This window comes from Okeania sp. SIO2C9, assembly GCF_010672455.1.
Taxonomy (GTDB): Bacteria; Cyanobacteriota; Cyanobacteriia; order Cyanobacteriales; family Microcoleaceae; genus Okeania.
Genome location: NZ_JAAHGO010000002.1, coordinates 133,088 through 145,408 on the forward strand (window position 1 = coordinate 133,088; position 12,321 = coordinate 145,408).

The following is a 12,321-nucleotide window of genomic DNA, read 5'->3' on the forward strand; positions in this document are numbered from 1 at the left end:
CTCTGTAACAATGCGTTTAATAATTGTTGATCAAACCTTATTACACTGACTATTATCGTATTTATATTAAGTATAATTTCATGGAGAAATAGTATAAGATTTATATCATGTCCGGTACTTATCAATTAATACAGTTTCCTAGGTCATGCTGCGCAAACAGATAAGACTAAAACTCATAAGGTATGGAACCATTAGAGTAGCTCTTCAGATTACAGAACTGCCAAAAAAAATCCTTAACTGAACTGTATTGATCTATAGACTTATCTACTTTCCTTCTTCAAAAAATCCTTAACAGAATTGTATGTAAGCATTAAGCTATTAGCTGTCAGCTATAAACTTTTTAATGAATCAAGCAAGTATTCCTTTAATTCATACTACATTCTCAATCAGATATTCGTACTCTGAAGCTTTGATAAAATTGCTTTTTTCTCCTTTAAAGCTAATAGCTGATAGCTAAATGCTGAATGCTTACAACTGTATTGACTTATAAATAAGGGAGTATCGGAGATATTTGTCGTTGAGAAGAGGCTTCAAACCCAAATTTTTCAGTGAATATTAAGGCAATTTTCTACCTTTTTCCCCTATTCTATTTCTCGAACTCCTAACTCCTGACTCCTTCGCCAAAAACCCTTACATTTGCAAAGATATCTAAGAGTTATGTAATACCAGAATACACGATAAATTTTGGCTACAAATAATAGAAAATTGTGATGATAATTGCTCTATATTATATGATGGCTTTTTTCTTACTTCTTCTACTTCTTCCCTCTTCCCTCTTCCTGATAAAAAAACTAAATATTACAAAAAATTCAACTTAGATAATTAACCCTTTCTTGACTACCTTCTACTATAAACTTACAGTCGCGATCACAACTACTTTACTATTACGATTGCCAAAAACCCTTACCTTTGCAAAGATATCTAAGAGTTATGTAATACCAGAATACACGATAAATTTTGGCTACAAATAATAGAAAATTGTGATGATAATTGCTCTATATTATATGATGGCTTTTTTCTTACTTCTTCTACTTCTTCCTTCTTCCCTCTTCCTGATAAAAAAACTAAATATTACAAAAAATTCAACTTAGATAATTAACCCTTTCTTGACTACCTTATACTATAAACTTACAGTCGCGATCGCAACTGCTTTACTATTACGATCTACTTTTATTATCCAAAATCTAAAAATAGTAAATTCTCAGTTTATATTACTTAATGTAGTATAAATGTAATATAATTAATCTAGCACTACGCAAATAAGTTAGGACATTTATAAATGCTCAAAGTTAGTCAGGAATAACTGTTGACTTTTGTAGGGGCGAATGGCCATTCGCCCCTACTGACTTCTAACTTGCCTAGCGCTCTAGCTGTGCCTCTAAAATATTTAATAGTAGAATTATGGCAACTTTTCGGGACATCATTAAATACTATCAGGCATACCTACCACTTTCCATCTTAGGTATCGGAGCATCTAGCACCCTCGAACTAATTGATTTAATAGTTCCTTATGCCATCGGTCAGACCTTGAACATACTTTCAGACCATTCTACAGACTGGCCAATGGAAAACTTGATTGGAGCAATCTCCAATCTAACTGGACTACCAACAAATCAACTATTATCCCTATCAGTGACATTAGGACTAATATTTTTGGTCAGCATCACCAAAGGTCCAACTATGGCTTGGTTAGGACACTGGTATCACTGGGTAGTTCCTCTAAAAGCACGTCGAGACCATTTCCAAAACGCCGTCAAAAAAATCCTCACCCTACCTATAGAATTTTATGATGAAAATAACCCAGGACGGATAGCCAACCGTATTTCTAAAGGAGTCTTAAACCACACTTGGACTTATCCTGAAATTGCTGGTGTATTAATACCCAAATTAGTGCGTGTACTAGGTATTTTTATTGTTATCTGTTTAATAGAATGGCAGATTGCTATTCTATTCTTAATTTCTTTTATCTTTATTCTCAGCTTTACTACCAAAACTCTTCAACATCTTATCAAAATGGAAGTAACTTTTGATAAGTATGAAGAAAACACAGAAAGTCATAATTCAGAAATTATTACCAATATTAAAACAGTCAAAGCATTTGCTACAGAAACTAAAGAATTCCACAAACAAACTACCCGAATTAACCGCGCTCTAAAATTTATTATCTATCGAATTCATCGAGGCTATGTTTGGCTATCTATGTATCAGACAACAGTTGTTCAATTTTGCCTTTTCTTCATTCTGGGTTTAACATTATCAGCAACATTATCTGGTGAAATTTCTCTAGGATATTTTGTGACTGTATATACACTAGCAAGCATGGCTTATGCAGAGATAACTCCCATCAGTCAGATAACTGAAGAATTTGTCCGTCGCTATGCTTCAATGATTCGTTTCCATGAATTTATGCAATTACCTATAGGTTCTGATGCTGCTAATTTATCAGGAGAAATTGCCAGTTCATCACAGATTAATGCCTATAAATTTACAGGAAAAGTTGAGTTATCTAATTTAAGCTTTGGCTACAATCAAAACCAACCTGTTTTACAGGATATAAATCTCTTAATTACACCTTGCCAAACAGTTGCCTTAGTAGGAAAATCTGGCTCAGGAAAATCTACTTTAGTCAAATTAATATTCAGATATTTTCAACCAAATCAAGGCAAAATTTTAATTGATGGAGAAGATATTAATACTCTGGATATTACAGGTTATCGACGTAGATTAGCAATTGTTCATCAAGAAGTAGATATATTCAATGGCACTCTATTAAATAACTTGACCTACGGTAATCCTCAAGCAACTTTTGCCCAAGTTAAAGATGCTTGTAAAATTGCTAAAGTTGATGAATTTATTCAACAAATGCCTCAAGGTTACTATACAGTTGTTGGTGAAAGAGGAATGCGATTATCCGGTGGTCAACGACAACGTTTAGGAATCGCTAGGGCATTATTAGTAGACCCAGATGTGCTAATTTTTGATGAGGCAACTTCAAGTTTGGACTATGAAAGTGAGCGATCGATTCAGTTAGCAATGCGTAATATTTTTGGTACTCGCACTACAATTATTATTGCCCATAGATTAAGTACAGTTAGGGAGGCGGATAAAATCGTAGTTCTTGACCAAGGTAAAATTGTCGAAGTTGGTAGTCACGAAGAATTATTAGCTCAAAAAGGTATTTATGACCGACTACATTCATTACAAGAGACTGGAGAATTAATAGCTTAAGTCTGGCAGGAGGAAACAAGAAAATTTGTAACATTATTTTTTTGAACTGGTATCATAAACATTCAACACAAATATAGTCTTATGTAGTCATATATAGTCATATGGTCTCCAGAAATTGGGGCGACTATTGACATAATCTAACAATGTCTGTGATGATGAAAATCAAATAGCCTCAAGAGTCAACGATCTGATTTTAATAGGGTGAAATTCCTGGACTGACACGCTACCTCTAGACACATCAGAACCTACGTCCAAGCCTCTGTATTATGACCAAGTAGAAATTGAATCAGGGAGATCATCATGCAAAGAGGAAAAGAAAAAGCAGTCTCAAATGCTTTTAGCTATGGGAAGCGAGGGTGTTGTAGTTCACCCAGTCATGGTAACACCTGCAAAATAAGGATGTGTCATATTTGACTACATTTTTATGAACTATTTATCGCCGACTACATTCATTACAAGAGACTGGAGAATTAATAGCTTAAGTTTGGCAGGAGGAAACAAGAAAATTTGTAACATTATTTTTTTGAACTGGTATAACCACTATTTCTTCCTGTTCCCTGTTCCCTGTTGCCTCTTCTCTAGAGATGTCTAATAAATTTTTTCTCAAAAACTATTGCAATTAATTTTTTTTGTGTTACTATATATAAATGTGAGTCGTAAGGGTCGGTGCCCGAGTGGTTAATGGGGGCGGACTGTAAATCCGCTGGCTATGCCTACGCTGGTTCAAATCCAGCTCGGCCCACTCACAAATAGGAAGGATTGAAAGAAAAATGCCCGTGTGGCTCAGTGGTAGAGCACACCCTTGGTAAGGGTGAGGTCACGAGTTCAATCCTCGTCACGGGCTTTGAAAATAATTAACAGTATTCTTAAATATATAATATCCTAATAAATGAGTTTTGCTTTTTTTGTTGATGATATGTAGTTCTAGTTAGAGCCAGATGAAAAAAGCCTAAAGTCTTAGATGATTATGTAATTAAAGCTTTAGTATTTTAAGTAAAGTTATACATATTTAGCTATTATTCTCAAATAGCTTCAATGGTATGGCACAATCAATAAACTAGGTATTTTTTGGGGAAGGTGGTATGACACCTACAAAACTTTCAGATTCAGAAAAATTAGAAATTGTTGAGCTGTATCAAACTACAGAACATAATACTATTACTCTAGCAGACCGCTATGGAGTAAGTAGTTCTACGATTAGACGTATATTGCAAAGTAGCATACCAGAAGATGAATATAAAGACCTAGTTCAACAGAAACAAAAACGTCCATCTCGTTCCCAAAAAAATATCGACCAGGATACAACAGACGACTTGGATGAATTCAAAGTCAAGGAAGATCAAGATCGAGAAGTATTAGATGATGGGGAAGATGAATCAGGTGAAGTAATCAAAAAAAGACGACGACGGTCTTCTTCATCTAATAATTCTGAGATTAATCAGCAAACAGAAGTTCCTAAATTATCTTTAACTTCTCAAGACAAGCAAAGATCAAGCGATCGCCTTGAGAATAATTACGAACTGCCAAAAGAAGAAATAGAAGAGATTTTAGCAGCAGACTTACTAGAGCAAACCCAAAATTTAGATGATTTTGAGGATGATGATTTAGAAGATTTTGCTCAGGAATTTGACGATGAAGATAAGCTTGACGAAGAAGAGGATCTAGAAACCCCCTATAACTTATCTATTCATAATTCTAGTTATTCTGAAATTAGAGTCTATCCTCTCACAGAATCTGTTCTGCCAAAAATTTGTTATCTAGTAGTAGATAAATTTACAGAGTTAGTTACTAAACCTTTGATGGCCTTTGGCGAGCTAGGACAAATACCTATAGAAGATTCTCAAGAGAGGACTTTACCAGTTTTTGACAATCACCGAGTAGCTCATAGATTTTCTACCCGCAACCAAAGAGTGCTAAAAGTGCCTGATGGTAGAATGTTGCAAAAAACTTCAGTATATTTACAAGCAAAAGGAATTACTCGACTACTGATTGATGGTCAAGTATACAAGTTATAGTAACTACTGAGGTCAGGAAATTCTTGACTAAATTCTTTAAATTAAAATCTAAGAATAGGCACAATTTATTTTCCAGAATCAAATCAAAAATCCTCTTGATGCTCTTTTATCTGTCCAATGCCAAACAGAGGTGGTAGGAGAATAGAACTAATAATAACTCCTATACTCACACTAAATGCCAAAATTACTCCAACAGGTATATGAATGGACTGGAAAGCCATAAATTTCAAAGATATTGGGGTAGAATTCTGGACTGAGAAGATTGCAATACCACTCACCCACAATGCCAGAATTATACTACTAAGAATTGGCGAAATGAATTTTTGCATTAAATCAGCTTAAGACGCAAAATAACTAATTACTACCTTACCATGAATGACAAAATTCTGACTTCTGACTTTAGTTAGCCCCCCTCTCTGACTTCTAACTTTTGACTTTTGACTTTTGAGTTCTGACTTCTAACTTCGTTAATGATGTACCGTAGTCTAAAATTAAATCAATTCATCTAAACTTGAAAATTGATCAATGCTAGTTCCTCTAACTCGTAAAACATTTGAACAACTAATTCCAACTGTAGCTACGAGCGACCAATATAAATATTATTGGGGAAAATTCTCTGATGTTTTGAAACGAGCTTTAATTTCTGCCGTTGCAGTTTTGACCATTGTTTTAATTAACGTATTTGCTCATAACGATGGAGACCCTTTATTCTTACTAATTGGTATTACAGCAGGTCTTTATTGGTTTTGGGGGCCTGTTTTGTTAGCTAGTCTTCGCAATATGGAATGTAGGCGATACCCATATAGTGGTTTATGGCAAGGACGAGTTTTAGATGTATATATTACGGAAGAAGTTGTTGGTGAAGAAGAAACAGTTAATAAGAAAGGGGAACTAATGATCGTAGAAAATTTAGAGCAACGAATTAATTTAGAAGTAGGCGATAAAACAGGATTTGTAACTGAAATTCAGGCTCCACTACGCCGTCATCATCAAGGGGTTTCTAGAGGTCAGGTAGCTGTAATGTTAGTAATGTCTTATCAAGAAGATTTAGGAAAAATTGTGAAAAGTTCAGATGTTTATCTTCCTACTGTAAATCTCTGGGTTAGTGATTATCCATATCTCAGAAGAGATGCTTTTGTTGAAGCAATTAATCAGGTACGTTCATCTCGTAAAAAAAGTAAGCAAAGTCAATCAAGTGATATGAGGTTTAGTTAAAATTCTACAAGTTAGACTATAAACATATTTAACTCGATCTTCTTATAGCTGATTAAAATTAGGTTATTTTCCTAACAAAACTTCGATATGGCTTATTTCTAAATAGTACAATTTCACGAAATATTCAATAAATAAATATTACTTAACTTATACACTAAAAATTTAGACTTCGGTCTTAATGTTTTTGTCGATACATATTTCTAGAATCATAAAATTTATCTGATATTCGGTATGATAAAGGTTAGTAATTTATTATCTATATTTTTATTTTTAATAGGTTCGTAATTGACCTCCACTATTTCAAGATTATCTCTTTGAACGGAAGCTAAGAGGGGTGCATCTCAATGTTTGCAAAAATACTTTTTTCCTATATACTCCCTGTTGCCTTCCGGAGCTGTTGCCTCTCTTGGTCAGCATTCCCTTGCGTCTGACGCCGACGCGGGGTCTGACCGCTGTTGCCTAAAAGCGATAAATTTTTGGTTTTATTCATGCATTGAGATTCACCTAGTAACAGAGCGGTAAACTTATGATAATTTATAGTTAAATTCAGTAGTTCACTTACCTTGACCTTGTTGACCATAAGCTTGCCAAGCTAAGTCCACTAAACCATTAATAATAGCCACTGCTACCACAGCACTACCCTTACGACCATCAATTCTAATATGAGGAATCATCGAATCGTATAAACGTGACTTAGCTACATCCACCCCCACAAAACCAGAAGGAGTACCAATAACCAAAGCAGGTCTAATTTCCTCAGCTTCAATTAAGTCAACAATTGCACAGAGGGCAGTTTGAGCTTCACCTATAACAAAAATTCCCTCTGGATAACGTCTAGCTAGAGTTTCAATTCCCCAAGCTGCCGTAGTTTTTTCCTTTTGGGGTCTAGTTATAGCATCCATTGAACAATAAACAGGATTAACAAAGGTACTTTGAATTACTGGCGCAATACCCACTTGGACCATTGGCACATCTACGACAATAGTTGTACGAGCAGCTAAAGCAGCAGCTCCAGACTGTAAAGCATGGTCAGAGAAACTAATTAGAGACTTATATCCAAAATCTGCTGTAGCATATATTACCCGCCTCACAATTTCGTACTCCGCAGGAGAGAATGCGTGAGGGCCAATTTCTCTGTCAATAATTCCTAAGCTTTGGGCATCTGTGATGTGCCATTCCATATCAAATTATTCCTCTGCCTGCAATAAGTTAATTAATATAAAGATTCAAAAAAATGAAAATATTAGCAATTAATAATACCCTGGAAGGGCAAAATTTTAAAGAAATTTCCACGGGAGTAAATTTATAATTTATATAGCACTACAAGAATTGGTTAGGACATTTTTCAATCCTAAAATCCTTTTACAGTTTGCTATTCCCTGTTCCCTGTTCCCTGTTCCCTGTTCCCTGTTCCCTGTTCCCTGTTCCCTGTTCCCTGTTCCCTGTTCCCTAGCGCGTAGCGCTATAAATATCTAATTAGCTATCAGATTTTTATAGATATGTTTAATCGTCGTAAATTTATACTTTCTTCTGCTTTGATCGGTGGTGGTCTAATTACCGAAAAGCAACGTTGAAGGCCCCCGTATTTGAACTGGGGGATGAAAACAAGTGAGTCGTTTAGACTAGACAACTTTAGTTGTCCTGTGCTATTGTTAGCTACAATTAAGCTTTCCAACTCCCGTTTCAAATGTACTCTTGTCAGCAAGTTTTAGTAGGTAAAAATCCCGAATTAATTGCTATTTTAACATTCTTATGTGAACAGTCTCACAAGCTCACTAACATGGGAATATATTATGGTCGGCAATTATTTTTTAAGTCTTACAAAACTCTGGGCAAGTTTGACTTGGAAAAAGTCTACAAAAAGAACAATCACTATAAAGTTTTATATTCGCTCTTCAGCACAACAAATATTGAGAACTGTAGCTGAATCATTTAGGTCTTCAGGATGGTCTCATTATTGCCTACACTGAAGGTAAAATATCAGACATACCAAGGATTCCTAACTACAGAAAAAAAGGGGGAATGGCTACAGTTAGTTACCCAACTCATGCATTAAAACTTAAAGATAATCAAATTAGAGTTCCGCTAGGTAATACTTGTAAGCGCTGGTTTAGTCTAGATTGCTTTTATATTCCTATGCCGAGTAATCTCGAATTTAATGCTATTAAAGAACTGAGAATCCTACCAATAAATAGATGTTTTTACTATGAATTTGTCTATGAAAAAGAAGTAGTTAAACCTCAATTAAATCAAGAAAATGTATTAGGGATAGATCATGGTTTAAATAATTGGTTGACCTGTGTATCTAATGTGGGTACTAGCGCGGGTTATGGATGGTAAACATCTCAAATCAATGAATCGTTGGTACAACAAACAAGTATCAACTATTAAAGAAAATCAACCGACTGGATTTTGGCCAAATAAACTAGCTGCCATTACTGAAAAACGTAACCGCCAAATCCGATTTGGGTATCAATAAAGCAGCCAGAATAGTCATTAATCATTGCGCACGAAAATTCTATTGGTACAATTGTATTTGGTTGGAATAAAGGTCAGAAAAATCAAATAAAATTAGGAAAGAAAAGTAATTCAGAATTTGTACCAATTCCGACAGCTAGACTCAAAGAAAGAATAGCTCAGTTGTGTGATGAGTATGGAATTATATTTATAGAAACCGAAGAAAGTTATACTTGTAGGGGCGAATGGCCATTCGCCCCTACGTTTTTAGATGGTGACAATCTGTCTATTTATGGTGAGAAACCCAATGATTGGAAACCGTCAGGAAAAAGAATAAAGCGATGCAGCGCCGCCAAAGGGGGTTTCCCCCATGAGCGACTGCATCAAGACAGCGTGGTTTGTATAGAGCAGGTAATAATTGGTGTGTGAATGCAGACTGTAATGGGGCTGCAAATATCATCACAAAAGTAAGCCGCAAAGCTAAGTAGGGGCGATTCGCGTTTGCGGAGCATTCCGTAGGAAATCGCCCCTACTTAAGCCGACTGTGTAGGGGCACCGCGGAAATTGTCCCCAGAGAATATATCTTTGGTCAGCTAAGAACAGACGGAGCAACACGGATTTATCCTGTTGCGTAGTATCTGCTTAGAATCCCCTCGGCAAGAGCCAGGGGAGTAGTCAAGGAGTTGCTAGTGGAGATATTTCTGGTGGAGCAAGGGCAGTAATTTGGAGTCGAAGCGATCGCCCAGCTCGAATGATTGTAGAATACGCTACTAATAGTTCCCTCAAGAGTTTTACCTTTTCACGGGTTGACTAGAACTTCTGAATTGAACCCCATACTCATAGTCAGGAGTTAGGAATTTTTGGGTCTTAACACTATTTATCTATAACGTTATAGTTTTTCAACGCTATATATCATAGTCAGGAGTTACGCATTTTTGGGTCTTAAACACTATGTATCTATAACGTTATAGTTTTTCAACGCTATATATCATAGTCAGGAGTTACGCATTTTTGGGTCTTAAACACTATGTATCTATAACGTTATAGTTTTTCAACGCTATATATCATAGTCAGAAGTTAGGCATTTTTGGGTCTTAAACACTATTTATCTATAACGTTATAGTTTTGGAAGGCTATATATTATAGTCAGGAGTTAGGCATTTTTGGGTCTCAAACACTATTTATCTATAACGTTATAGTTTTGGAAGGCTATATATTATAGTCAGGAGTTAGGCATTTTTGGGTCTTAAACACTATTATCTATAACGTTATAGTTTTTCAACGCTATATATAATATTCAGGAGTTAGGCATTTTTGGGTCTCAAACACTATGTATCTATAACGTTATAGTTTTGGAAGGCTATATATTATAGTCAGGAGTTAGGCATTTTTGGGTCTTAAACACTATTATCTATAACGTTATAGTTTTTCAACGCTATATATAATATTCAGGAGTTAGGCATTTTTGGGTCTCAAACACTATGTATCTATAACGTTATAGTTTTTCAACGCTATAAATAGTGTCTCTGCGTAAGTCGTGATTGTGTTTCTCCTATTTTTTAACAAGTTGAGGGATACTCGACACACCATTAATAAGCAATATTATTTCCTACTCCGCATTATTCCAGCCATCAATCGAAGCCATTAAAATATTAACTGCTGGATGGTCAATCAACTCCTTAAAAGCTTCCTTTCCTCCCTGTTTTAAAGCTTCAATTATTCGATAATTCAGAGAGGGATTTTTCTCAATTTCCTGCATTACCTCACCTACAATTATTGCATTTTCCATAGAAGTTGCAGAATACCCAGGTTTAGACAATTGCTGTAATAATTGTTGAATTTCTTTTGCTGCCTCTGCTAAATTTTGCTTTTGCTCTGGGGAATAATTATATTGATTTTGAGTTGCTTTTCCTTTGCCAGTAACGCTGCCTAAATTAGAATGATCAATTCTATCAATCTTAATATTAGGTTGATTTTCGTTAGTCATATTTAATCTCCTTATTTCACTATTAACAAAAATGTTAGTACCATTATATTGATACTTAGTACTTGTCTGTTGAACAACCTTTTCTGAATTGTTTTCCAAATATTGGATAATATCGTCAAATTTGACTTTTATTGCTTCATATTGATTCTGCTCCTTAGTTTGATTAACTATACTTTCCAAAGTAGAAAAGACTTTCCTGAAATATTTTGTAGATGCTTCTTTAATGGGAATAACAAGCTTTTATTGACCGGATATTTCAGTTAAAGGTGGCAAGAATACTATGCAGGGAAGTTGGTCAGAAGGGATACCTAAATCTCGTGCTATTTTGTAAGATTCATTTCTGTTAAATGGCTTTTTAGTAAACAGCCTGATTGGTTTAAATATTTCATGTAGTTTTGATAAAAGCAAATACTTCCAATACTTTCTCAAACGCTTCCAGTTAATTCCTTTTTTTTCTAAGACATATATGTAGAACCACTCACCAGTTAACTCATCAAAAGCTTCATAGTTATTCATCACATAGTCTACTATTTCTGAATCTTCATCTGTATAGAGGAAAACTCCTTGGACTATGCTATGTGAGTCATTCTTGATATTTTTGTCGGTAATTATGATGCCTTCATGTAGAGTTTTACTTGTAGAGGTGAAGCGGTAAAAACCTCGACCTAATTCTTTGTATAAAGCTTTGCTTGTAGGGGTAGGAGGCACACATGGAAACGGCGTGGGATAATAGTCCCTTAAAAAGTGCTTGTACTCCTGCCTAATTACAGGGATAAAAACTCTACTGTTATTTTCAATTAAATTTAACTCCATTAACTCAATTAACCTTTGATATTGAGTCTGAATTGTGGCAGCAAAATTAGACTTACGATTACCTTGTAGAGCGGGGTAAATATCTTCAATTATTGTTCCATATATTATCTTGATTGCAAAGATAACATTTACCCTATTGCTTTCAGCTAAATTTGATTTTGTCAACTCCACTAATTTCAGGTACTGTTTCTCAATTTTTAGGACAACATTTACCTCATTCTGTGCATCTATGTCTCGCTTAATTAACAATTTAGCTAATTCAATTAACTTTTTATGTACCAGATCAATTTTAAATAAAATAGATGTATTATCTTCAGTTGAATTTAACTCAATTAACTCAATTACTTGCTGATTGATTGCCTCAGATAGAGAAACAATGCTAGTTGTTTTATTATTGATTTCATTTAACTCTATTAATCTAATGAGCCATTGATATTTTTCCTTGATTCTAAAAGCAATGTACAAATACAACCTTTCAAGAAAATCATCATTTTCAAGTAATTCAACAAAAGCTGTATCTTGCTCAGAATTTGATGTACTTAATTTATCTAATTTAAGAAACTCTCTCAATTGCTCTAATACTTCATCCCGACTCTTATTACTCAT

10 protein-coding genes and 2 tRNA genes are annotated in these 12,321 nt (G+C 34.8%); 8 read left to right on the forward strand and 4 right to left on the reverse strand.

The genetic code is table 11. From position 1 onward, the window contains the following. The first annotated feature begins 1,401 nt into the window (after nt 1–1,401). From F6K23_RS01925 to F6K23_RS01940, 4 genes are all read left to right on the forward strand, one after another. A complete protein-coding gene (locus tag F6K23_RS01925; protein WP_293149984.1) occupies nt 1,402–3,228 on the forward strand; it encodes an ABC transporter ATP-binding protein in 1,827 nt (608 codons plus the stop codon). Between the two features lie 660 nt (nt 3,229–3,888). Next, nucleotides 3,889–3,970, forward strand: a tRNA-Tyr gene (locus tag F6K23_RS01930). Nucleotides 3,971–4,000: 30 nt separating this feature from the next. Then, nucleotides 4,001–4,072: transfer RNA gene (locus F6K23_RS01935), tRNA-Thr, on the forward strand. A 238-nt stretch (nt 4,073–4,310) separates the two neighbouring features. Next, a complete protein-coding gene (locus tag F6K23_RS01940) occupies nt 4,311–5,243 on the forward strand; it encodes a hypothetical protein (protein WP_293149986.1) in 933 nt (310 codons plus the stop codon). A gap of 83 nt (nt 5,244–5,326) precedes the next feature. Here the strand turns inward: F6K23_RS01940 and F6K23_RS01945 are convergent, their stop codons facing one another. Beyond that, the gene (locus F6K23_RS01945; protein WP_293149988.1) at nt 5,327–5,572 is read right to left on the reverse strand and encodes a DUF1049 domain-containing protein; all 246 of its coding nucleotides are present in this window, start codon (nt 5,570–5,572) and stop codon (nt 5,327–5,329) included. A gap of 196 nt (nt 5,573–5,768) precedes the next feature. On the opposite strand from F6K23_RS01945, the gene F6K23_RS01950 reads away from it, so the two are divergent. Continuing rightward, the gene (locus F6K23_RS01950) at nt 5,769–6,458 is read left to right on the forward strand and encodes a phosphate ABC transporter permease (protein WP_293149990.1); all 690 of its coding nucleotides are present in this window, start codon (nt 5,769–5,771) and stop codon (nt 6,456–6,458) included. Between the two features lie 554 nt (nt 6,459–7,012). Here the strand turns inward: F6K23_RS01950 and F6K23_RS01955 are convergent. Further along, on the reverse strand, nt 7,013–7,639 hold the full coding sequence (locus tag F6K23_RS01955) for a precorrin-8X methylmutase (protein WP_293149992.1): 627 nt from the start codon (nt 7,637–7,639) through the stop codon (nt 7,013–7,015). Between the two features lie 841 nt (nt 7,640–8,480). Between F6K23_RS01955 and F6K23_RS01960 the strand changes: the two genes are divergently transcribed. The 3 genes from F6K23_RS01960 (at nt 8,481) to F6K23_RS01970 (ending at nt 9,344) form a co-directional block, all read left to right on the forward strand. Continuing rightward, a complete protein-coding gene (locus F6K23_RS01960) occupies nt 8,481–8,798 on the forward strand; it encodes a hypothetical protein (RefSeq protein ID WP_293149994.1) in 318 nt (105 codons plus the stop codon). Continuing rightward, entirely contained in the window at nt 8,788–8,937 is a 150-nt protein-coding gene (locus tag F6K23_RS01965) for a hypothetical protein (RefSeq protein WP_293149996.1), read from the forward strand. The genes F6K23_RS01960 and F6K23_RS01965 overlap by 11 nt, the downstream gene beginning before the upstream one ends. Nucleotides 8,938–9,098: 161 nt before the next feature. Next, nucleotides 9,099–9,344, forward strand: coding sequence for a hypothetical protein (locus tag F6K23_RS01970; RefSeq protein ID WP_293149998.1), 246 nt, complete (start codon nt 9,099–9,101; stop codon nt 9,342–9,344). A gap of 1,180 nt (nt 9,345–10,524) precedes the next feature. Here the strand turns inward: F6K23_RS01970 and F6K23_RS01975 are convergent. Then, on the reverse strand, nt 10,525–10,902 hold the full coding sequence (locus tag F6K23_RS01975; protein ID WP_293150000.1) for a hypothetical protein: 378 nt from the start codon (nt 10,900–10,902) through the stop codon (nt 10,525–10,527). Nucleotides 10,903–11,142: 240 nt separating this feature from the next. Further along, a complete protein-coding gene (locus tag F6K23_RS01980) occupies nt 11,143–12,321 on the reverse strand; it encodes a hypothetical protein (protein WP_293150002.1) in 1,179 nt (392 codons plus the stop codon).